This window comes from Nocardiopsis tropica, from assembly GCF_042660575.1.
In the GTDB taxonomy this organism is placed as follows: Bacteria; Actinomycetota; Actinomycetes; order Streptosporangiales; family Streptosporangiaceae; genus Nocardiopsis; species Nocardiopsis tropica.
This window is the reverse complement of the sequence record NZ_JBHSUF010000008.1, coordinates 104,960-127,152: the sequence shown is the minus strand read 5'-3', so window position 1 is coordinate 127,152 and position 22,193 is coordinate 104,960. Positions and strand designations below refer to the sequence as shown.

Below are 22,193 nucleotides of genomic sequence, written 5' to 3'. Positions count from 1 at the left end.
GCCCCTCCGCCCCTCCCCGCTTACCCTCGGCCCTCGCCGTCGGTCTCGCGCTGCCCCCGGTACTGGGAGGCCTGGCGGGCGATCTCGTCCTCCAGGACGGCACGCTGCCTGACCTTGTCGCTGCGCATCCGCCGGTCGTTCTCGTTGCGGTCGGCTTGCTGCTGGGCGTCCAGGCGCCCCACGTCCCGATCCGTGTCCACCTGGAGCTGCTTGCGCCGGATCCGCAGCTTCTCCCCGTGGCGCTCCCGGTGGAAGTCGGCCCGGGCGGTGTACAGCTCGTCGTACTTGCTCGCCCCTCCGAGCACCTTGGTCAGGACCGGGAACAGGTCCACGGCAACCAGCAGGAGCCTCAACAACAGCACAGCCGCCATCACGTAGAAGTTCCCCCTGGCCAGCTCGCCCAGGGCCTCCATCTCGTCGATGATCCCGTGCTCCCCCTCCGCGGCGGTCCGGTCCGCGACCTTCTCGTCGATCAGCTCGCCGCGCGCGGAGGCGAAATCCGCGGTCGACACCCCCGAGGCGGAAGTGAGGTCCTCCACCTGGGAGTCGAGTTCCAGCAGGTTGGCCTGGTAGGAGGAGAGCCGACTGTCCTCCTCGAACGCGTCGGCCTCGCCGCGCAGCCGCCGACAGTTGACGCCCTCACCCGCTCGGCCGGTCAGCCCGTCTCCAGGACTGCCGTTGCACTCCAGACGGGCCAGCTCCTGCTTCTCCTCCAGCTGACTCTGGAGGGAGTCGACGTGCTCCTGCACACGGTCGCGTTCGGCGACCGTCGCGGCCAGCGCGGACCGGTCGGCGGTGAGAGTGCTGCCGCCTACCGTCAACAGGAACTCCTCCGTGCAGGACGGATCGGCGCTCTGTTCCCCCGACACCGGGTTGCAGCGCTCCAGCGACGACCGGAAGGCCGCCTCCTCCTGCTGCCGGTCGACCCGGATCTCCTGTTCGACGGACGGTCGGAAGACATAGAGGAGCAGGGGCTCGGCGACGACCACGCTGACCAGCACGGCCAGGATGATCCGTCCCGTGTAGTCGCGGAACCGATGGCCCTTCTTCACACCGTGCATGGTCGAGAGCATCCAACAGTCGAAGACCAGGATGAGCCCGGCCCAGAACGCGGCGGCGGGGACCAGGAGCGGCCACGGGGTGTCGGTGAACCGGCCGAGCGCGACGAAGACGGCGATCCCGGCCAGGAGGGAGGTGCAGACGACCACCAGCCCCTGGAGGGTGTAGCGGGGGCGTTCCTCGGGGACCTCTTCCAGGAGGTCCTCGTCGACGCCGGTCAGTCGGCGCAGCCCACGGCTTGTCCAGGCGCGGAATCTGTACGGACGGCTCTCGGAAGGGAGCCGGGGCTCCTCCGCGGTCTCCGGACGGGGGCCCGCCTCCGGTGGGGCGACGGTGCTATGCGTCATGGTCGTCCTCGCTCAGACCCTCCGAGTAGGAGCGCCGCCCCCTCACTCCGCTCTCGGGGCCGTCACCGACGGCGGCCTCGCGGGGCAGGCCGCGGTCTCCCTCCGTCGTCCCTCCCCCGGAGCGCGGCTCCTCACCGGTCTGCGCGACGATCTCGCCGGTGTCCACGGCGGGCTCCGCAACAGTCGTGGTCCGCTCACCGCTGCCGATCGACTGGGTGCGCATCGGGAACATCTCGGGATCGACGAAGTCGACGACCTCGGCTGGGGTCATGGCGCCGTCCACGTAGTTCTCCCGGATCGCCGTCTGGGCCAATTGGGAGCGGACCTGCATACGGCGGTGTTCGTCCTCACGTGCCCAGGTCTCCCTGCGCAGGGCGAGATCGCGCTCCCAGTCCCCCTGGCGCTGCCGTTCCTGCCGTTCGGCCTCCTCACGTTCCCTTTCCCGGTTGAGGGCCCGCTCGCGCTCGGCGGTGATGCGGTGCGCGACCTCGGTCGGGTCGATGCGGCCCTCGGCCAGCGCCAGCATGACCGCGTTGATGGTGTCGTTCTGGACGGCCTCGCTGAGCCCGGCCATGATCGAACGGGTGTGGTTCGTGACCTTCTCCTTCATCAGGTGGTCGTGCTCGGTGCGAGCCACCTCGACCTCCTGCTCGTGGCGGGTGGTACGCCATGTCCCCCGGGTCTCACGGAGGCTGTTCGGGGTGAGCACCTCCGTACCGACGTACTCGATCCGCATTCCCCGGACCTCGGGCGGCGACAGGTCGATGAACGCCTTGACGTGGCTCCACACCAGCTCGCGGACGTCGTTGATGTCGGCCAGCCTGCGGTTCTGGGCGATCTGCGGCAGCTTGTCGTAGCGCCTCATGTAGCCGGTCAGGAAGCGGTCGGCGTCGCCCCGGCCCTCGCTGACCACGGTCACGGGGTCGAGGACCGTACAGGCAAAGGTCGTCCGAACCTCGAACTCGTCGTCCTCCGCGGAGGGGATCGAGAGGACCACCACGACCGCGACGTCGTGTCCGACGTCGACCAGGCTCACGTGGTCCGCCTCGACGACGCGGTTGTCGTCGAGGGCGAGACCGCCCCTGTCCACGTGGAACGCGCCGCCGCTGCGGTAGACGCGCACCTGGTGGGCGGTGGGCTGGGGTAGTTCGGAGGCCTCGCGGCGACGGCCGCGCAGGTTGAGGAATCCCTGCCGGGCCGGAGCGCCCAGAGCGCGTTCCTCCACGACCGGATAGGTGGCGGGTTTCATGTCGTCGTCACTTTCGTGAGAGGGTCCGGGCCCGGGGCTGCGCCCGCGCCGGTCGGGGTGTCGGTGCCGTCCCCGAAGACCCCGGCGAGGATCTCCAGGACGGCGTCGGTGGAGGGGTCGCTGCCCTCGCAGCGGCGGACCGCGCTGACGAAGCTGGTCCGGAACCCGGTGCGTTCGTCCGGTCGCAGCATCGGTACGAGGGCGAGGAGCAGGTCGCGCGCCGTGCCCTGCGCGTCTGCACCGTTGCGCTGGAGCGCCCTCAGGGTGCGCCACAGGGCTTCGATCGACAGGCGCCGCACAGGGCGATGACGGACCGTCTCCACCCACAGGCAGGCCACGGTGGGGATCTGGTCCGGGGCGAGCATGAGGTGGCGGGCTATCGCCGGGTCGGCGCCGAGGGCTTCCCTCGCCTGTCCGTCCTCCGCTGCGAGAGGTCCCGCTGTGCCGTCCGGGCCGTCGCCGGGTTCGGCCGGGGAACGGCCGTCGTCGTCCAGGGCCTCTCCGGTACCCGTGTCGTCGGGCCCGTCGCCCTCGTGGGCCGGGGGCGGCCCCCCGGTGACGGGTTCGCTGGTGGAGACCGTGAGGGCGGAGAAGACGGCGATGATCAGCAGTGTCCGGTTGATCCGGTCGGAACCGAAGCGGCGGATGTCGAGCAACCCGTCGTCGAGCCTGCGCAGCACCGCTCGCCCGTTGCCGCCCCTGTCCACCAGGCTGCCGAAGAGCGTGCCGATGGACTGGGCCGCGCCCAGCCGTCGCTCCACCGCATCCTCTTCGAGCATCCGGGACCACAGCCGGTTGAAGGCCTCGGTCGGATAGGTCACGCCCAGCTCGCCGCTCCACACGTGGAGTGCCGTCTCGGCCTGCGCCGGCGTGCCGTGGGAGAGCCAGCGGTCCGCGGTCCGCAGGACCACGGGGGCGAGCCCCTCGTCCATGCACATGGACCACAGGACGAAGACGCACGTGTCGCGGCCGTCGCCGCCTCCCCTTCTCGACCACCGGTCCAGGTAGAGATCGTGGACCTCCTCGAAAGCGATGCCGGCCAGGGCCGCCAGGCCGCGGGCGAGGAACACCCTCCGGGTCTCGTGGCCGACGACCGTCCTGGTCCAGGACTCGACGGCGTTCCAGAAGTCCGCGTCGTAGCGCTCCCACAGCTGACGCAGGACCTCGGCCCGGTCACCGTTCTCGGCGAACCCGGGGAAGCGCCGGACCAACCAGCCGTCGTCGCGGAGCCTGACCCGGATCAGGCTGCGCTTTCCCTCACCTCGCCGCCGCCGGAGCATAGGCAGGCGGTCCGGTTCCTTCTCGGTGTCGCCCCCGGCCATGCGCCCCGAAGCGCCTTCCGGGGGAGCCGGTGAGGGAAAGGCCCTGTTCAGGCGGTGGTGCAGTCGTTTGGCAAGGATCTCGTAGTCGCGTTCGTGCACACCGTGGAGGAGCGCGAGCGCGGTGGCGTCGGCGACGTCACGCCTTTCCGGGTCGGCGTCGAACCACTCCTGGACCCGGGTACGGGAGGAGGACCGCAGGACGTCCTCGACCGCCGCCTGTGGGTCCTCCCCGGCTGCGATCCCCTCCGCGACTGCTACGACGTCGGCGAGTGACCGGTCGTCCGGGAGGGCGGCGGCGGCCTTCTGGGCCGCCCCCGGCACGCCGGGTGCGCCACCAGGGTCCGTGCCCTCCTCCCCCGGGGCCCGTGCCCGCAGGTGTTCGTGGAGGACGTCGACCACGCGGGGGCGGGTCCAGGGGACGGAGGGCGCCGTCCTCCCGGTGGGAACACCCCGGTCGCAGGTGAGGACGAGGTGTGCCCCCGCGTTCGCGACGCACCCGGACAGCACCGACCACTGGTACTCGTGCTCCGCCGGTGAGTCCCACCGGTCCACGCCGAACCAGTCCAGGACGATGTAGCCGCGACCGGACATGAAGTCGCGGTCCGCCAGGGACTCCAGGGTCTGGCTCGGTGGGAGCACGGTGATCCCCTCGTCGGAGATCTTCGAGAGGAGGGAGATCGCGCCGGTCCTCTTGCCGGTTCCCGCCTCCCCTGTGAGGACGAGAACGGCCCTGTCCGCCAGAAGCTCGGCGGCGGCCGTGTAGCCCTCAGGGGTGGCGAAGGCCCGGACGGCCTCGCTGATCTCGTGGTCCCGCATGGGACCGGTGACCGATGGGCGTGGGGAGCCCGGTCCCCCGGGCTCCCCCGCCGCGCCGAAGGTACCGTTCTGGGCGTTGACCATGCCGTAGAACACGTTGGTGACCCGGCTGGGGATCTCTGTCCACGGATCGGTTCGGTCGCGGGGCCCGTCGTCGAGCCCGGTTCCCTCGCGCTCTCCGGGGCCCGGCGGGGCGTCGCCGGGGGGACCGTCACCGGGAGGCGCCTTGCCCGGGGCCTCGGAAGCACCGGCCTCCCGGTCCGCCTCCCCCGGCCGCCTCCGGTCGGCCGCCTCTTCCTCACGCTCGGGGCCCTTCCCGCGCGGTGGCCGCCCGGACCCGGCGGAGCGGGCGGCCCGACGCTCTTCGCGCGGCCGCTCCGCCGCATCGTCCGGCCGTCGACGGCGGGCGTCGTCGGGGTGTTCGTCCACGTGCCCCCCTAGTAGCGGACGCCGAAGACGGCGTTGGAGGCATCGACGTCACCGTGCATGACGTTGGTGACCGCTGGGGAGTCTCGTGGCTCCGGTCCGGCCCCCGGCTCCCCGGGCCGGTCGGACCGCGCCGCCTCCGGGGCCGGGGAGGGAGCCGGGCCCATTCCGGAGGTGATCGGGGAGAGGGCGGTGGCACCGCCCCCGAAGCCCCCGGGCCTGCGCGGGTGGTGGCCGGGCACGTGCACCCAGACCGGCTCCTCGTACTCCTTGTTGCGGACGGTCGTGAGGACGAAGTCCTCGGGGCGCAGGCGTGTGTGGCCCTGGGCGACGACGTCCTGGTGGACGGGGGCGGTGACAGCGACGACGAGGTCGGCGCCCGAGCCTGCGAGGACGTCGCGCAGGGCGTCGCTGTCCACGACCCGGGCAGCGGTGACGATCCCGTTGCCCGAGTAGCCGGCGGTCGGCGAGGACACGGCGGACCCGTGGTGGATGACCATGCGCAGTCGCAGGCGCCCCGCCTCGGTCCGGTTGTGGTTGTGGCGGCGCAGGACGTAAGCGACCTCGGGAACGTAGAGGTCGAGCAGACGGGGCTCCTCCACCGTGGTCGGCAGGACCGCCATCTCTCCGTCGCCCGTGGTCGAGACGTGCCATGTCCCCCGGTCGAGGCCCACGCGCTCGGCCGCCGCGGTGAGCAGGACGGGGATGGCCTCCTGGATCTGGTGCTGGGTGAGCTCGTCCGAACTCCCGTAGCCCTTGGCGTCGACCGTGACGATGAGACGCCGACCGAAATCGGGTGTCTGTGTCATTTCCTCACTACTTCCTCATGTGAAATCTCGGAACGCTGCCAGTGTGGTCCGCAGCGCGCAGGCGAATCCCTGACCAGTCGGCAATCCACCCGCTCCACCGGCGTGAGAACCGGCACACAGCGGAACACGGACCAGTCGGCCATCCGAACCACCAGGGGGGAGTGCAATGGAGGTCGTTTCTCGCACCGAAGAAGGGATGGCAATGGAATCTCGCAGGGAGGACGTTATCGACTCAGCCCTGGCCGCAGTGGCGTTTTTCCAGAACAACGTCTCCCAGGCCGACACGAAGATCGGTTTCCTGTGCGCCGCCCAGGCGGGGTTCGCCATGGCGCTCGTGAACGGCGAGGGCGTGTCCGAAGGACATCCGATCACCTCGGCTTTATCTCTCCTGGCCTGCGCGTTCGCCTTCCTGGCATCGGGCTATCACCTGGTTTTGGCACTGCGTCCGAGAACGCTTTTCCGCGGTGGCGGGAGGATGGTCATCGGTTTTCCCCGCCCGAACTCCGAGCGCCCGTTGACCGCGGACGAGGTGTGGCGCATGGCAGAGGTCTTCTCCACCATTTCCAGGGCCAAGAACCAGCACATCCGGAGGTGCATCCCGTGGCTGGCGTTCATGCTCGTCCTGGTCGTGGCGAATGGTCTGGCGGGAAGACTCACCCCCTGATGCGCTTCATCCCTTTTCGTACACCGCGTGCAGTCTGTCCATATCGATAATCACGACGTGGCGGTAGCGCGTCAGCAGCAACCCCTCGTCGCGGAACCGCCTCATGGCGTTGCCGACGGCGTCCGTGCGGGCCCCGATGAGCTTGCCCAGGTCGGTCTGCGACAACCGCACCCCCAACTCGACGCCCTCGGGGGAGCGGATTCCGTGCCGCCCGCCCAGGTCCACGAGAACCCGGGCGAGGCGGGCGTCCACCTCGTAGCCGACGAACTCGGCGCGGTGCCGGTCAGCGGATTCCAGACGGTCGCCCATGACCGCACCGACCGCCTCCCAGGCGTCGCGGTGCCCGTCCAAGAAATCCCGGAAGACCTTGTACGTGTAGGAACGGACGGTCATCGGCGTGCACGCCATGACGGTGGCGCTGGCCCCGCTGGCGCGAAACATGCCCATCTCGCCCACGACGTCGCCGTGCACCCGAATGCCGAGCATCACCTCGGTACCGTTGCGCAGTACCGAGGTGACCTTGGCGAAGGCGGGCTCACCGACCTCGGGAGGGCTCAGGAGCAGGATCATCTCCCTGTTCTCGCCCTGACCGATCAGCACGTCGTCGGCGGACAGGCGGCGGGGCGGGGCCAGAGCCAGCAGCCTGGTCGCCGTGTCGGCCCCCACCCTCGCCATGAATGTCCCGGCAGGCCAGTGGTTCGTCGTCATCGTGGCTCCTCCCAGGACCCATGATGCCCGCCCGCCTCTCAGGAGAGGGGTGATTTCTCCGGTTCCTTCTCCCCGCGCCCGCCCAGGACGAGGACCCCCGCCGCCGCCAGGGCGGCGACCCCGGCCAGGGCGAGGGCCACGACGTGGAACGCTTCCGTGAACCCCTCGCCCTCCAGCCGGCCCCCGGTGAGCGCCGCGAGGAGGGCCCCGCAGAGGCGAGGGCGACCGTCTCCACGGTGATGCGGGTCGCGTTGAACACCCCGGCGGCGACCCCGGTCCGCTCGACGCCCACCATTCTACGAAACTAGACACAACAAGGAATACTTCTGTGGCCGCGAAGCAAGGAGACCCGAAGGAGGCCCTGGGAAGGGGAGGGGTCAGGCGTGCTCGCGCGTCAGTTCCGCGAGGAAGGCGCGCGCCTCGTCGCCGTAGATCGCGGCGTCCGCGAAGTACGCGAACATGCGCAGATGGAAATCGATGTCCCTGGCGTCCGTGAGCACCCGGTGCGTCGTGAAGTTCTCCACCGCGACCTCGCGCTCGTCACGGATGTCGAAGCCGTTGTTGGGAAACTCGGGAACCTCGACCCTCCACGGAAGCAGGCCGAGGCGCACGTTCGACAGGGTGGAGAGGTTGGCGAGGCGGTCCATCTGGGCGGTCAGGGTCTCCGTCCCACCCATGCGCCAACGAAGCGCAGCCTCTGTGATGACGAAGTGGAAGCTCCTCTCGGGCTGGAACAGCGCCGACTGCCGGTCGAGCCTGGCAGCCACGGCCCGGGCGACGTCGACTCCGGCACAGGAGAGGGGGCGGCTGAATACGGCCCGGGCGTACTCGGCCGTCTGGAGCAGTCCCGGAACGGTGCTCGGCTCGAAGACCCGGAGGAGGGTCGTCGAGGACTCGACGCGTTTGATGCCCCGCTGCTCGTGCTCCAGTCCGCGCTTTCGCAGCATGCGCAGCGAGCGGTAACGGTCGTTCAGCTCCGTGACCCGCGTTTCGAGCGCGAGACGCTCCTCCCGGCCCGGTCGATACAGCCCGACCAGCTGCCGCACGTCGTCCGAGGAGGGGGTGGCTCTGCCCGTCTCGATCTTGGAGATCTTGGACTGGCTCCAGCCGAGGCGCGTCGCCGCCGTCACACCGGACATGCCGACATCCGTGCGGAGTCGGCGGAGGTCCTCCGCCAACTCCGCACGGATGCGTTCAAAGGATTCAGGTGTGGTCATCAGTCCCTGTGGTACTGCGGATGCGCGCTCCAATACTCCCTGAAGGGTACGGCCTGGCCGACAGCCAGGTCGCGTTGGGCGCGGTAGTGATCCAGATAGGGCCCCACCAGGAGTTCCTTGCCGAGGAATTCGCCGTCGTCCCGGTAGTCCATGCGGACCACATGGGTCTCGTCGAAGAACCAGAAGTCTTCGTCGAGCAGCCCTTCGGGCCGACCGTGTTCGGCGGTGTCGAGGATGAGGATCTCCTCGCCGGCCTGGGAGGTGAAGGTGTACCCCCACTCCATCTCGTAGCGGAGGTAGTCCGTCAGGGGGCTGTGGACGACATGGACCCGGTAATGCCGGATGCCACGGCTCGTCTGGTCCTTGACCTCCTGCATGTAGGGAGTGGTGACGCCCACCCTCGGACAGGGTTCCCCTGCGAGGTAGGACTCCAGCGTCGAGGCTTCGGACACCGGGTTGTAGACCGGCAGGGTCTCCAACCTGAAGACGCTCTTGGTCGTCCCGTCGAACAGTTCGTCGAAGCCCGCGTTAGTCAGAGACGGCATGGACCCCCCTCAACAACTCGGTGGTCACCTCGACCGCGGACTCGCCCTCAGGAAGGCCGATCTGCTTCAGGGCTTCGGGGTCGGAGAGTACGTAGCCCTGGACGACGAGGGTTCCGTGATCGGTTTCATAGACAGCCGGACAGTTCTTGTTCTCGCATCCGTCGGTGATCTTCGTGAGCTTCAAGGGGTCTCCTCGCTCGAAGGGAGCCGACACGGAGAGAGTATTCCTGCAAGCAGGCAATGAAAAGGAATACTCCACACCAACGCGACTGCCTGTGACGAACGGGTCACCGCGTCCCACCCAAGACGAGTAACAGGCGGGCGGGGACCGCCACGGCCCCGCCCGCCCGGATCAGGCGTCCTGGTGCTTCTCTACCCAGGACGTGAGGGGTTGTCCCTGGATCGCGGCCGCCATCAGCTCCGGGAACACGTCCGGCGTGCAGGCGAACGCGGGGACTCCCATCTCCGCGAGTGCCGACGCGTTCTCGCGATCGTAGAACGGCGCGCCCTCGTCCGACAGGGCCAGGAGGACCACCACCTGGACCCCGGCGGCCTGCATGGCGGCCACCCTCTTCAGCATCTCTGCTCGGACACCGCCCTCGTACAGGTCGCTGATCAGCACGAAGATCGAGTCCGCGGGCTTGGTGATGAGCCCCTGGCAGTACGCGATCGCCTTGTTGATGTGCGTGCCGCCGCCGAGCTGCGTGCCGAAGAGCACCTCCACCGGGTCGGTGAGCTGTTCGGTCAGGTCGACCACGGCGGTGTCGAACACGACCAGCGACGTGCGCAGGGTGCTCATGGACGCCAGGACGGCGCCGAACACGCTCGCGTACACCACCGAGGAGGCCATCGACCCGCTCTGGTCGATCGCCAGGACGACGTCCTTCTGCACGCCCCGGCTGCGGCGCCCGTACCCCACCAGGGTCTCCGGCACGATCGTGTTGTGCTCGGGCAGGTAGTTGGCGAGGTTGCGGCGGATCGTGGCGTTCCAGTCGATGTCCGCCACCCGGCGCGGCCGGTGGGTGCGCGCCGACCGGTCGATCGCCCCCTGCACCACGGAGCGGGTCTTCTGCGCGACCCGGCGCTCCAGGTCGTCCACCACCCGGCGCACCACGGCGCGGGCGGACTCGCGCGCCTCGTCGGGCATGACCCGGTTGAGGGACAGCAGGGTGCCCACCAGGTGCACGTCGGGTTCGACGGCCTCCATCATCTCCGGCTCCAGGAGCAGCTGGTGCAGGCCCAGCCGGTCCATGGCGTCCTTCTGCATCACCTGCACGACGGAGGTCGGGAAGTACTCCCGGATGTCGCCGAGCCACCGTGCGACCCGGGGCGCCGAGCCGCCGAGGCCGGCGCTGCGCCGGCCGTCCCCGGCCCCCCGGTCCGCGTCGCCCCGGTTGTACAGCGCCTCCAGCGCGCTGTCCATGCCCTGGTCGGCGGCGCTCAGGCCGCCCGCGCACTGCGCCTCGCGGCCGAGGACCAGCCGCCAGCGGCGCTCCCGCTCGTCCGTGACGCTCACGTGTGGCTCCTTCCGGTGGTGAGGATGGCCAGGGCCGCGGCCAGTGCGGGGGCGGCGCGTTCGACGTCCACGTCCGCGCGGACCGCCGCGGGGCCGGCGGCCGGGGCCGCCCTGCCGATCCGGGCGGCGGCGGCCCCGATCTCCCGCCGCTCCGGCCCCTGGAAGGACCCGAAGGTGCGCCTCAGCAGCGGCAGCACGACGGTGAAGCGCTCCTCGGGCAGGCCGAGCAGCCAGGTGTCGATCAGCCCCAGCAGGTGGTCGTCGTGCACCAGGATCAGGCCGCTGCCCCGGAGGAACCCCTCCAGCCACGCGGCGGCCGTCGCGGGCTCCTCGCCCGGGGACATCGCCAGCCCGAGGCGGCGGCGCAGCTCGTCGTCGTCCACCAGGCCGGCGTCCGACAGCATCCGGTTGACGCGGCCGGCGATCCGGCCGGGCAGGGTGTCCCGCCGTGCGAGGGCGACGAGGGCCGCCGTCCAGGCGGCGGCGCCCTCCCCGCCCAGCAGGGTCGCCGCCGTGTGCGTCTCGTCGATCCGCCCGACGAACCGCTCCGCCGCGTCGTCGTCCAGGCCGTGCACGGCGGGGGCCAGCCCGACGCAGACGCGGCGCAGGATCTGCTCGGCGACGGTGCGCAGGTGTCCGCTCTCGGTCCCGCGCACGTCGCCGTAGCGGGCCGACCGGGCGAGCGGGGGCAGCGCGCCCATCAGGTGGGTGACGTCGCTGTCGGTGGCCGCCCGGTCGGTGAGCAGGGCCAGGACCCGGGGCAGGGCCTCGCCCAGCTCAGCGAACAGGCACTGCTCGGTGAGCGAGGTCAGCTCCGGCAGCGTCGCCTCCCCGGCGAGGTCGACCGCCCGGGCCGCGGCGGCCGAGGCCACGGTGGTCCCCCACCGGCTGGCCTCGATCAGCGCCACGTCCATCTCCGGTTCCCAGCGCAGCCGCCACGACTCCCGGAAGGTCCCCTTGTGCCCGCCGTCGGGCGTGCGCGGAACGCCCCACTCCACGCCGAGCATCCGCAGCCGGTGCAGCAGCACGCCGCGCCGGCGCTCGTTGTCCTTGCGCAGGTCGAGGTCGAGGTCGCGGTCGAAGGGCTCCGGCTTGAGCCGCAGCCGCTTCTGGGCGGCGACCAGGTCCCGCTGGAGCGGGACCATGGGCGTGGACGGGGGCACCGCGCCCATCCGCTCGCCGATCGCCATCCGCCGGTGGACGAGGGCGGCCCGGGTGGGCTCGCCCTCGCACAGGACGGCGGTGAGCGCCTCGGACACCTCGTCGAGTCCGGCGAGGGGGCGGCCCCGCAGCACGGCGAGGCTCTCGGCGAGCCGCACGCCCTCGATGACGTGCGAGGACGATACCCCCTGCCCCTCGTCGCGCAGCATGCGGGCGGCGTCGGTGAGCCAGCGGTGCACCGGCCGGTCCGCGACGGTGAACAGGTGGTGGTACCAGCCGGGCGCGGACACGCCCGCGCCGTAGCCGCTGTCCGAGGCCAGGCGGCCGTGGGTCCACGGCACCCAGGTCGCGGTGACCTTGACCTTGGGCAGGCCCTTGAGCAGGGCGGCGTCGTCCTTGACCGGGTGGTCGGCCAGGTCGCGCAGGGCGGGGGCGTGCCAGGCGCCGCAGACCACGGCGACGCGCTCGTGGCCCTGTTTGAGGGTGGCGCGCAGGGTCTGGCGCATGTACGCCTCGCGGCGGGCGTTGCGCGGTTCCTCGGGGCCCGACTCCGCGCGGACGGCGGCCATGGCGTCGGCGATCGCGGGGAACGGGGAGGGCTCCCCGTCGCCGCGCTGCTCGACGACGTCGTCCCACCAGCGTTCGGCGTCGTCGTAGCCCGCGGCCTCGGCGAGGACGCCGAGCGGGTCCAGGCGGACCCGCTCGGGCTCGCCGACGGCCTCCTCGACCCCGGCGCGGTCGGCGCCCCCACCCGGCTCCCCGGCGCCGGCCTCCGTGTCCGTCCCGGCGCCGTGGTCCTCCGCCTCTGCCATACGCTCGGCGAGGGTGTGCGCGGCGGGCAGGTCGCAGAAGCGCACCGGGACGTCGTTGGCCACCGCGTAGCGCAGGGCCTCCCACTCGGGGGAGAAGCTCGCGAACGGCCAGAAAGCCCACCCGTCCCTCGACCGGCGGTCCTCGACCGCGGCCCTCTCCTCCCCGTCGCCCCCGGCCGGGGCCTTCCCGCCGCCCGCGGGGGCGTCGGCCACGTAGGCCAGCAGCGCCACCGGCGGCTCCAGCTCACCGACGAGGGCGGTGAGCGCGTCCGCCTCCGGCGGCCCCTCGATCAGCACGGCGTCCGGCTTGATCTCCTCCAGGGCCGCCCGGACGGCCCGGGCCGAACCCGGGCCGTGGTGCCGCACGCCGAGGACGTGCAGCCCGCTCGTGTCCAGTCGGGGTCGGCCCATCAGGCGCCCACCTCACGGCACGCGCGGTAGAACTCGCCCCAGCCGTCGCGGCCGCGCGCGACGGTCTCCAGGTACTCGCGCCACACCACGCCGTCGGACACGCGGTCCTGGACGACGGCGCCCTGGATGCCCGCGGCGACGTCGGCGGCGCGCAGCTTCCCGTCGCCGAAGTGCGCGGCCAGGGCGATGCCGTTGGTGATCACCGAGATGGCCTCGGCCGTGCTCAGGGTGCCGCTGGGCGACTTGACCTTGGTGCCGTTGTCCTCGGTGACCCCGGAGCGCAGTTCGCGGAAGACCGTGACGACCCGCTGGATCTCGGTGAGGCTGGTGGGGACCTCGGGCAGCTCCAGCGAGCGTCCCAGCTGCTCCACGCGCTGGGTCACGATGCGGATCTCGTCCTCCGCGCTGTCCGGGACGGGCAGCACCACCGTGTTGAACCGGCGGCGCAGCGCGCTCGACAGGTCGTTGACGCCGCGGTCGCGGTCGTTGGCGGTGGCGATGATGTTGAACCCGCGCCGGGCCTGCACCTCGATGCCGAGTTCGGCGACCGGCAGGGCCTTCTCGGACAGCACGGTGATGAGGCCGTCCTGGACGTCGGAGGGCATGCGGGTGAGCTCCTCGATGCGCCCGATGGAGCCGCGCGCCATCGCGGTCATCACGGGACTGGGCACGAGGGCGGCCTCGGAGGGCCCCTCCGCGAGGAGCCGCGCGTAGTTCCAGCCGTAGCGGACGGCCTCCTCGGAGGTCCCGGCGGTGCCCTGGACCAGGAGGGTGGAGTCGCCGGAGACGGCGGCGGCCAGGTGCTCGGACAGCCACGTCTTGGCGGTTCCGGGGACGCCGAGGAGGAGCAGCGCGCGGTCGGTGGCCAGGGTGGCGACGGCGACCTCCACGACCCGGCGGGCGCCGATGTACTTGGGGGTGATCTCGGTACCGTCGTCGAGGGTGGCGCCCAGCAGGTACTGGGTGACCGCCCACGGGGACAGGCGCCAGCCCGGGGGGCGCCGGCGGTCGTCGGCCTTGGCCAGCGCCTCCAGTTCGGCGGCGTAGGTCTGCTCGGCGTGCGGGCGGATGGCCTGGGCCGCGTCGGTGCTGATGGCGGAGGTGGTCAACTAGAGCTCCTTGTGCATGTCGAGCCGGAATCGGAGGGTGTCCCGAAGCCGGAGGTAGGCGTCCGCGGTGTCGTCGAACGGGGGTTCGGTGCTCAGGCCGGCGAGGTGCTCGGGGGGCATGTGCTCGGCCGCGGCCTCGCAGACCTCCCGGTAGCCGAAGGAGTCGCGTCCGCGTCCGGGCCGGTGCAGGCGCCGGACGACCTGCTCGGACAGGGCCGCGGTCCAGGGACCGCGGGTGGCGCGCAGCATCTCGCCCCAGCGCTCCAGCCCCACCCCGGGGTTGAGGACGCCCTGCACGTGCGCGCAGCGCTCCTCGACCGGCAGCAGGTCCAGGAGCTTCTCCAGCTGGAACGCCCCGCGGGTGTGGGCGTGGGAGCGGTGGGAGACGCGGGGGCCGATCGCCTCCAGGACGGCCCTCGCCCACGCGGTGTCCTCCTGGACGACGACCGCGTTGACGAAGGCGTCGCGCAGTTCGGCGTCGCCGGAGTCGGTGGCGGCGTCCAGGACCCCGGAGGGGCCGGTGCCGAGCAGGTCGGGCCACACGTCCAGCGGGGCGTGGGTGACGAGCGCCCAGAGGCGTTCGGACCGCTCGTTCTTGCCCTCGGGCTGCTTCTGGGGCGCCGCGAGCGCGAGGTCGCGGTGGATGTCGTCGCGCCGGGTGTGGACGGTCTCCACCCGCAGCCCGCCGTTGTCGCCCGCCGACGCGTACTCGCGGACGTGGCCGCGCAGGCGGTGCGCGTGGGCGCTGTCGGGCAGCCGGGTGAGGAGTGACAGGGCCAGGCCCCGCACGTTGGCGCCCCGGTCGTCCAGGGCGTGTTCGAGGAACTCCTCGTCGGCGGGGCCCAGCCCGGTCGCGAGTGCCTCCAGGAGCCGGCGGCGGAGCTCGGCCTTGGCCAGGTCGGGCCAGACGCCCCGGAGGAGCTCGCGGGCCGCGTCGGGGTCGGTGGTCCTCAGTGCGGCGAGGGCGCGTCGCCTCCGGGCGGGGCTCCCCTGCTCCCACTCGTGCCGGTCGAACCGGTCGCCCGGGACGGATTCGCCCAGCATGTACTCCCAACCGGGGTTGAACCGGGCCAGCCAGTGGCCGCGTCCGCCGACGGCCGCCGCGAGCGCGGGGCGCAGCCGGCTGTCGCGCGCCCCCTGGTCGAGGAGGGCGGGGACGCTGGAGTGGGCGGCCCGCCTCCCTCCGGCGGCGGCGAGTCCGAGCCACTCGGGCAGGAGGGGGAGGCGTCCGGCGAGGATGCCCTCCAGCCGGCGCGTGGCGGCCTGCCCCACCTCGGGGCGTTCGTCGGGGGCGTCGGGCGCGACGGGCGTCGCCTCGGCGGGTGTGTACCCGGCGGTGCGGCGGACGGCGGCCAGGGCGGCCCTGTCCAGGAGGGTCTCGGCTCCCTCGGCGGCGGGGGTGGAGGGCAGGTCGGGGGTGTCGGGCACGGCCCGGCGGGAGGTGCCCACGAGGGCGGCGGAGACCAGGCGGTCCCAGGAGTCGACGGCGGTGAGGGGGGCCAGGGGGTCGAGGGGTTCGGTCGTGCCGGTCACAGGGAGACCGCCTTTCCGTTCCGGTCCCACACGGTGAGGGGTGTGAGCCCGTGGGAGGGCGACCACTCGGCGGCGACGGTGGCCGGATGGCCGCCGGTGACCGCGAGGAGGCGCCAGGGGTCGGGGGAGGCCAGGGGGAGGGCGGCGCCGGTCGGGTCGGCGAGGTGCCACCGGTCGCCGCCCCCGGCCGGGAGTGCGGGGGCGGCCCGGTCGAGCACGACCGGCCAGGCGTCCTGCCAGGGGTCCTCGGCCAGGACCGCGGCGAAGGCGTCGAGGGCCTCGGCGACGGTGCCGCCCCCGGGCTCCGGCGCCGGGCCGGTGTCACCGTCGCCCAGGGGGACGACGCGGTGGCCGTCGGGGTAGAACGCGAACTCGGCGGCGACCTCGGTGCCGACCCGGAAGGCGGTGGCGGGCGCCTCCCCGGCGCGGCCGAAGGTCAGGGACAGGGCGGTGCGCCCGGTCCCGGCTCCCCGCAGCCACACCCGGCGTGCGCGCATGTCGTTCTCGGGGGTGGCGACGTCGCGCCATCCCAGGACCCGCCACGTGTCGCGGACCCGCTCGCCGCCCGCGAGGACGTCCTCGGCGCGGGTGGTGATCCCGACCCTGGCGCGGACCGCCCCGCGGGTGCGCTCCCCGAGGGCGTCCCCTGCCCGGTGGCCGACGACCAGCAGGTGGAGCAGGCCGAGCTGTTCGAGCACGCGCTCGGGCCAGTGGTCCCCCCTGGCGGCGGAGGGCAGCTGGGAGACGAGGGTGGAGGCTCCGCGCGCCTTGGCGTCCGTGAGGCGCCTGGCCATGCGGTCCCAGTGGTCGTAGCCCTGCTTGGGCACCTCGGCCAGGCCCGCGTCGACCTGGTCGTAGAGCCAGGTCCGGAGTTCCTCCAGTCCGGCGCCGACGGCCTCCTCCCGCTTCTGGAGGGTCTGCGCCGCCTTGGCGGGGTCGGCGGGCGCCGCGGGGGTCCCGTTCTCGGCCCGGGCCCGGCGGGCCGCGCGGCCGTTGAGCCAGGAGCCCACCCATTCGGGTTTCTCGGCCCGGACCGCCACGTCGTCCTGCGCCCACAGCGCGAGCAGGGCCAGGACGTGCTTGCAGGGGATCTTGCGGCTGGGACAGCTGCACTTGAAGGCGGGGCCGCCGTCACCGTCCAGGTGGACGGCGGCGAGGTAGGGCTTGGAACCGCTGCCCTTGCACTCGCCCCACACGGCGGAGGCGCCGCCGGAGGGGGCGGCGACCACTCCGCGCTCCGGCCAGGACCCGCCCTTGGCCACCTTGATCGCGGCCTTCTGGGAGGAGGGGTCCGGAGCCAGAGCCCATACGTCGTCGGTACTCCATCGATCGCTCACATGGAGAACACTACGGAACGACAGTGACAAATCGGGGTGTTCCGACAGCCCCTCGCACGACCTTTCCCGGGGGCGCCGGCCGGACATCCGGAACTGTCCGGGCCCCGTGGAAGGATGGGGCAGCGGACCGGCCCGCCCACGGCCACGAACCCCCCGCGTGCCACCGAAAACGCATTAACGGCATATAAAATACATTTGTTCTCTCTGGCCGTTTTATCCTGGTGCCGAAAGTCCTGATCCGCGCATTTTTCTGAGGGTGTTGAAAACAGATCTATTACCCTCCTAGAATGCCACGACCAGGATCTCAGCCCCCGGTCGCCACGCCTCCGGGGAATGCGGTCCCGGAACCCGGCCACGGCCCGCCCTTCCCGCCTGCGGCCGAGACCGTCCCCGCTCCCCCTCCCCCGACACCAAAGAAACACAACGTCTCCTCGAAGGGAGGGAAGCGGCTCCCGTGACCCCCGGGTACCGCGACCCCGATGACGACCACCCGACCCGGCGACGAAACCGCCCCGCCCGGAGCCCCCGGCTCCATGCCCCCCCGGGGGTGCCCGGCCGATATCACCCGCCTGTACGGGACCACACCCGACACCGGGCGCGACGCGCTCTGGGCCGCGCTGCGCGAACGGCACGGCCCCGTCGCACCCGTCGAACTGGAGACCGGGGTACGGGCCTGGCTGCTCCTCGGCTACCACGAGAACCTCACCGTCCTCCAGAACCCGCACATGTTCTCCCGGGACACCCGCCGGTGGCGCGAGGTGGCCGAGGGCCGCGTCGACCTCGCCTCGGCCCGGCCCGCCCTGTCCTGGCGCCCCAACGTCCTCTACGCCGACGGGGCCGAGCACACGCGGCTCCGCGGAGCCGTCGTGGAAGCCCTGGCCAGGGTGGACATGGCCGCCACCTCGCGCATGGTCCGGCAGCTCTGCGAGGAACTGATCGACGCCTTCGTGGCCGAGGGCAGAGCCGATCTCGTCGCCCAGTACGCCAACCCGCTGCCCGTGCTGGTGATCAACCGGCTGTACGGGCTCTCCGACAGCTACGGGCACATGCTCGGCGACCTCACGGCCCTCATCTTCGACGAGGACGCCAAGCGGGGCGAGGACGCCATCGGCCGCGTCCACCAGTACTTCTCCGGGCTGGTCGACCGCAAGCGCGAGCACCCCGGACCGGACCTGGTGTCGTGGATCCTGGAGCACCCCTCGGGCCTGAGCGGGCACGAGGTCGCCCACCAGGCGGCCCTCATCAACAACGCCAGCCACCAGCCCACGACGCACCTCATCGGCAACACGCTGCGCACACTGCTCACGGAGGACCGCATCCGCGGGGCGTACACCGACGCCCGGCTGCCGGTCCAGGAACTGCTGGACCACGTCATGTGGACGGACACGCCCTTCCAGATCCTCCCCGCCCGCTTCGCCCTCCAGGACATGCGCATCGGCAACGCCGAGGTCCGGGCGGGCGACGCCCTGCTGATCGGGTTCGACGCCGCCCACCGCGACCCCGCGGTGCGGCGGGGCGAGGACGACGGCACGGGGGTGGCGAGCGGCAGCCGCGCGCACCTGATGTTCGGCGCGGGTGCGCACGCCTGCCCGGCGCGCGAGATGGCCAAGATGATCGCGGCGACGGCCGTCACCATCCTGCACGAGAGGCTGACGGGCATGCGCCTGGCGGTCGACCCGGAGGAGTTGCGCTGGACGCCCTCGCCGTTCCTGCGCGGACTGCGCGAGCTGCCTGTCGTCTTCGTCCCGGGCGAGCCCTCCGCCCCGGATCCGGCCGCCGGGGACGAGTCGGCGTCCCGGCACCGGGACGGCCGGCGGTCGTCCGCCGGGGAGGAGGACGGGCAGGAGGGCGACCTGCTCGACCGGCTCCTCCTCTGGTGGCGGGGCCTGCGCGGGTAGGCGCGGCGCCCTCCGGGCCCCTCGTGCGCGGCCGGGCACCTTCCGGGCGCGGGGCGCGTCGGCCCCTCCCCCGGAGCGGGCCGACGCGGGACGCACGGCGGCCCCGGGGAGGCCCGCACCCCCGGGGCCGCCGGAGCCCGGCCGCGCGGCTCACGCCGCCGGGCCGGCCCGACCGCACATCCGCCGGATCGGCCCGGCCAGCTCCTCCTCGAAGAAGGTGAAGAACCCCTCCGTGTCCGGCCCCGCGTTGACCAGGCACAGGTGGTCGAAACCGGCCTCGGCGAACTGGCGCACGGCCTCCAGGTGGCGCTCCGGGTCCGGCCCGTAGCCGAACGCGTCGCGCATCGCCTCCCGGTCGATCAGGGCGGTGGCCGCCTCGAAGTTCACCGGGTTGGGCAGCTCGGCCTGCACCTTCCACCCCAGCAGGCCGAAGCGGAAGACCTCGCGCGCCGAGTCCAGCGCCTCGCCCTCGTCGGCGGCCCAGGACAGCGGCACCTCGCCGTAGCGCGGGCCGACGCCGCCGCTCTCGCCGTACGCCCGGGTGAGCGCCTTGTCGGGCTCGGTGCAGAACAGCCCGTCGCCGAGCTCCGAGGCGAGCAGGGCGGCCTGCTCGCCCCCGGCCGCCACGATGATCGGCGGCGGCTCGTCGGGGAGGTCGAACACACGGGCGTCCTCCAGGACCAGGTGCTTCCCCTCGTAGGAGTGGTAGCCGCCGGACCAGAGCAGCCGGATGATGTCGATCGCCTCGCGCAGCATCCGGTGGCGCGTGGTGACGTTGGGCCAGCCCCGGCCGACGACGTGCTCGTTGAGGCGCTCCCCCGAGCCCAGCCCGAGGCTGAACCGCCCCTCGGACAGGAGGGCGGTGGTGGCGGCGGCCTGCGCGACGATCGCCGGGTGCACCCGCAGGATCGGGCAGGTGACCCCGGTGGCCAGGCCGATGGTCTCGGTCCGCTCCGCGATGGCGGCCAGCATCGACCACACGAAACCCGAGTGGCCGTGGCTGTACAGCCACGGGTGGAAGTGGTCGCTGACCTCGACGAAGTCGAAACCGGCCTGTTCCGCGCGGACCGCCTGCTCCACGATCTCGCGGGGCCCGAAGCCCTCGGCGAACAGCTTGAAGCCCACCTTCATGGTGTCGTCGTCCCTCCCCTCGTCAGGCCGGCACCGCCGCGGTCGGCCGGTCCCAGATCCGGTGTCCCCCGACCAGCCGCGCGAACTCCGCGACGCAGTCGTCGCCCGCCGTCTCCGACACGACGACCCCCAGCTCGGTGCGCGTGCCCCCGGCGGGTGCGAAGGTCCCCTCCGGGACCGGCAGGGACGCGAGGAGACGCGTGCCCTCGCCCACCGCCGCCACCGCCTTGTGGTGCTTGTACGCCTCCAGGACGAAGTGGACGGCCACGCCGTCCTGCGCCAGGGACTCGGCGGAGGAGGGCCCTCCCGGCACCACGACCGCGTCGTACAGGACGGAGGACACGGTCGTGTAGGCGCGGTCCACGGTGACGGGGTCCCCGGCGCCGGCGCGCACCGCGCCGTCCGTCGCGGCGAGGAGCTCCACCACCGCGCCCTCGGAGACGAGGCCGTCCCGGAACGCGTGGACGGCGGCGGCGTCCACGCCGTCGGCGACGAGCACCGCGATCTGGCGGCCCGTCAGCGAGCCGAAGGCGGTGTTGGCCATGCTGACGGCCGGTGAGGAGCGTCCGTGGTTGGGCGTCCCCTCCGTCTCGGGGGGCTCCACCCCGATCCCCTCGGCCACACGGACCGACAGCTCGTGGTCGACGTGGTTGAGGTTGGCGACCACACGCTGGCGCACCGCGAGCTCCTCGCACTTGCCCAGCTCGAAGCGGAACCCCGCGACCAGGTGCTCGCGCTCCCAGTCGGCGAGGCTGTTGTAGAACAGCGTCGCCTGGGAGTAGTGGTCGGCGAAGCTCTCGCTCCGCACCCGGATCTTCCCGCCCTCGACCTTCTCCGCGTAGTGGCGGTAGACGCCCTCGTCGGCCAGCGCGGGGCAGCCGCCCCCCAGCGAGTTCGGGTAGTAGGAGGTCTGCCCCCGGTGCACCCGGTGCTGCGCGAAGCCGTCGCGCTGGTTGTTGCTCACCGGCGCCACCGGCCGGTTGACGGGGATCTGCTGGAAGTTGGAGCCGCCCAGGCGCAGCAGCTGGGTGTCGAGGTAGGAGAAGTTGCGGGCCTGGAGCAGCGGGTCGTTGGTGAAGTCGATCCCCGGCACCACGTTGGCCGTGTGGAAGGCGACCTGCTCGGTCTCGGCGAAGAAGTTGTCCGGGTTGCGGTCCAGGACCATCCTCCCGATGGGCCGGACCGGCACCTCCTCCTCCGGGATGATCTTGGTGGCGTCCAGCAGGTCGAAGTCGAAGGCGTGCTCGTCCTCCTCCGCCACGAGCTGCACGCCCAGCTCCCACTCGGGGTACTGGCCGCGCTCGATGGCCTCCCACAGGTCGCGCCGGTTGAAGTCGGGGTCCTTGCCCTGGATGCGCTGCGCCTCGTCCCAGACGAGGGAGTGCGTGCCGAGCAGCGGCTTCCAGTGGAACTTGACGAAGGTGCCCCTCCCCTCGGCGCTGACGAACCGGAAGGTGTGCACGCCGAACCCCTGCATGGTCCGGTAGCTGCGCGGGATCGCCCGGTCCGACATCAGCCACATCATCATGTGGGTGGTCTCGGGCTGGAGGCCGACGAAGTCCCACAGGGTGTCGTGCGCGGACTGCGCCTGCGGGATCTCGTTGTGGGGTTCGGGCTTGACCGCGTGGACGAAGTCGGGGAACTTGATGCCGTCCTGGATGAAGAAGACCGGCATGTTGTTGCCGACGAGGTCGTAGTTCCCCTGCTCGGTGTAGAACTTCACGGCGAACCCGCGCACGTCCCGCACCGTGTCGGCCGAGCCCCGCGACCCGGCGACCGTGGAGAAGCGCACGAAGACCGGTGTGGTCACGTCCGGACCGCTCAGGAAGTGGGCCGCGGTGAGGTCGGAGAGCCCCTCGTAGGGCTGGAAGCGGCCGTAGGCCCCCGCCCCGCGCGCGTGGACGACGCGTTCGGGGATGCGCTCGTGGTCGAAGTGGGTGATCTTCTCGCGGGCGTGGAAGTCCTCCAGGAGCGTGGGGCCGCGTGCGCCGGCCCTGAGCGAGTTGTCCGTGTCGCCCACCCGCACGCCGGTCTCCGTGGTCAGCGGTTGCGCGGAATCGGTCCTCACCGAATCGAGCTGACGGTCCTTCTCGGTGCGTGCGTCGTCCATGGAAGTCCTCCGT

General features: G+C 72.2%; 18 protein-coding genes. 3 read left to right on the top strand and 15 right to left on the bottom strand.

Annotation, left to right across the window (positions count from 1 at the left end):
- Nucleotides 1-20: 20 nt before the first annotated feature.
- Genes ACFQBR_RS14660 through ACFQBR_RS14645 form a run of 4 tightly spaced genes read right to left on the bottom strand, consistent with a single transcriptional unit; the run spans nucleotide 21 to nucleotide 6,028 of the window.
- On the bottom strand, nucleotides 21-1,406 hold the full coding sequence (locus tag ACFQBR_RS14660; RefSeq protein ID WP_344179573.1) for a DUF4407 domain-containing protein: 1,386 nt from the start codon (nucleotides 1,404-1,406) through the stop codon (nucleotides 21-23).
- The gene (locus ACFQBR_RS14655) at nucleotides 1,396-2,655 is read right to left on the bottom strand and encodes a hypothetical protein (protein WP_344179571.1); all 1,260 of its coding nucleotides are present in this window, start codon (nucleotides 2,653-2,655) and stop codon (nucleotides 1,396-1,398) included. The genes ACFQBR_RS14660 and ACFQBR_RS14655 overlap by 11 nt, the downstream gene beginning before the upstream one ends.
- Nucleotides 2,652-5,222: a hypothetical protein gene (locus ACFQBR_RS14650; RefSeq protein ID WP_344179569.1), complete on the bottom strand. Its 2,571-nt coding sequence runs from the start codon at nucleotides 5,220-5,222 to the stop codon at nucleotides 2,652-2,654. The genes ACFQBR_RS14655 and ACFQBR_RS14650 overlap by 4 nt, the downstream gene beginning before the upstream one ends.
- An 8-nt stretch (nucleotides 5,223-5,230) precedes the next feature.
- Nucleotides 5,231-6,028, bottom strand: a complete 798-nt coding sequence (locus tag ACFQBR_RS14645; protein WP_344179567.1) for a hypothetical protein — start codon at nucleotides 6,026-6,028, stop codon at nucleotides 5,231-5,233.
- 202 nt (nucleotides 6,029-6,230) lie between these two features.
- On the opposite strand from ACFQBR_RS14645, the gene ACFQBR_RS14640 reads away from it, so the two are divergent.
- Nucleotides 6,231-6,692 carry a Pycsar system effector family protein gene (locus ACFQBR_RS14640; protein ID WP_378553590.1) on the top strand — a complete coding sequence of 154 codons (462 nt, stop codon included), beginning with the start codon at nucleotides 6,231-6,233 and terminating at the stop codon, nucleotides 6,690-6,692.
- A gap of 6 nt (nucleotides 6,693-6,698) precedes the next feature.
- On the opposite strand, the gene ACFQBR_RS14635 is transcribed toward ACFQBR_RS14640, so the two are convergent.
- The gene (locus ACFQBR_RS14635; protein ID WP_344179563.1) at nucleotides 6,699-7,400 is read right to left on the bottom strand and encodes a Crp/Fnr family transcriptional regulator; all 702 of its coding nucleotides are present in this window, start codon (nucleotides 7,398-7,400) and stop codon (nucleotides 6,699-6,701) included.
- Between the two features lie 143 nt (nucleotides 7,401-7,543).
- On the opposite strand from ACFQBR_RS14635, the gene ACFQBR_RS14630 reads away from it, so the two are divergent.
- Nucleotides 7,544-7,708: a hypothetical protein gene (locus ACFQBR_RS14630; protein ID WP_378553588.1), complete on the top strand. Its 165-nt coding sequence runs from the start codon at nucleotides 7,544-7,546 to the stop codon at nucleotides 7,706-7,708.
- A 69-nt stretch (nucleotides 7,709-7,777) separates the two neighbouring features.
- Here ACFQBR_RS14630 and ACFQBR_RS14625 read toward each other — a convergent pair whose 3' ends face one another.
- From ACFQBR_RS14625 to ACFQBR_RS14590, 8 genes are all read right to left on the bottom strand, one after another.
- Entirely contained in the window at nucleotides 7,778-8,617 is an 840-nt protein-coding gene (locus ACFQBR_RS14625; protein ID WP_344179561.1) for a helix-turn-helix domain-containing protein, read from the bottom strand.
- Nucleotides 8,617-9,162, bottom strand: coding sequence for a DUF6879 family protein (locus ACFQBR_RS14620; protein ID WP_344179559.1), 546 nt, complete (start codon nucleotides 9,160-9,162; stop codon nucleotides 8,617-8,619). Before ACFQBR_RS14620 ends, ACFQBR_RS14625 begins: the two co-directional genes overlap by 1 nt.
- Nucleotides 9,146-9,346, bottom strand: coding sequence for a hypothetical protein (locus ACFQBR_RS14615; protein ID WP_344179557.1), 201 nt, complete (start codon nucleotides 9,344-9,346; stop codon nucleotides 9,146-9,148). The genes ACFQBR_RS14620 and ACFQBR_RS14615 overlap by 17 nt, the downstream gene beginning before the upstream one ends.
- A gap of 168 nt (nucleotides 9,347-9,514) precedes the next feature.
- Entirely contained in the window at nucleotides 9,515-10,678 is a 1,164-nt protein-coding gene (locus tag ACFQBR_RS14610) for a VWA domain-containing protein (RefSeq protein WP_344179555.1), read from the bottom strand.
- Entirely contained in the window at nucleotides 10,675-13,062 is a 2,388-nt protein-coding gene (locus ACFQBR_RS14605) for a DUF5682 family protein (RefSeq protein ID WP_344179553.1), read from the bottom strand. The genes ACFQBR_RS14610 and ACFQBR_RS14605 overlap by 4 nt, the downstream gene beginning before the upstream one ends.
- Complete coding sequence (locus tag ACFQBR_RS14600) at nucleotides 13,062-14,171, bottom strand: ATP-binding protein (RefSeq protein WP_267947120.1); 1,110 nt, start codon at nucleotides 14,169-14,171, stop codon at nucleotides 13,062-13,064. Before ACFQBR_RS14600 ends, ACFQBR_RS14605 begins: the two co-directional genes overlap by 1 nt.
- Complete coding sequence (locus tag ACFQBR_RS14595) at nucleotides 14,172-15,704, bottom strand: DUF5691 domain-containing protein (RefSeq protein ID WP_344179551.1); 1,533 nt, start codon at nucleotides 15,702-15,704, stop codon at nucleotides 14,172-14,174.
- Nucleotides 15,701-16,966: an SWIM zinc finger family protein gene (locus ACFQBR_RS14590; protein WP_352982389.1), complete on the bottom strand. Its 1,266-nt coding sequence runs from the start codon at nucleotides 16,964-16,966 to the stop codon at nucleotides 15,701-15,703. Before ACFQBR_RS14590 ends, ACFQBR_RS14595 begins: the two co-directional genes overlap by 4 nt.
- 554 nt (nucleotides 16,967-17,520) lie before the next feature.
- Here ACFQBR_RS14590 and ACFQBR_RS14585 point away from each other — a divergent pair.
- Nucleotides 17,521-18,939: a cytochrome P450 family protein gene (locus ACFQBR_RS14585; protein WP_267947122.1), complete on the top strand. Its 1,419-nt coding sequence runs from the start codon at nucleotides 17,521-17,523 to the stop codon at nucleotides 18,937-18,939.
- 150 nt (nucleotides 18,940-19,089) lie between these two features.
- On the opposite strand, the gene ACFQBR_RS14580 is transcribed toward ACFQBR_RS14585, so the two are convergent.
- Both ACFQBR_RS14580 and ACFQBR_RS14575 read right to left on the bottom strand, forming a co-directional pair.
- A complete protein-coding gene (locus ACFQBR_RS14580) occupies nucleotides 19,090-20,070 on the bottom strand; it encodes a TIGR03557 family F420-dependent LLM class oxidoreductase (RefSeq protein ID WP_344179549.1) in 981 nt (326 codons plus the stop codon).
- A 22-nt stretch (nucleotides 20,071-20,092) separates the two neighbouring features.
- Nucleotides 20,093-22,180, bottom strand: coding sequence for a catalase (locus ACFQBR_RS14575; protein WP_344179547.1), 2,088 nt, complete (start codon nucleotides 22,178-22,180; stop codon nucleotides 20,093-20,095).
- Nucleotides 22,181-22,193: the final 13 nt, after the last annotated feature.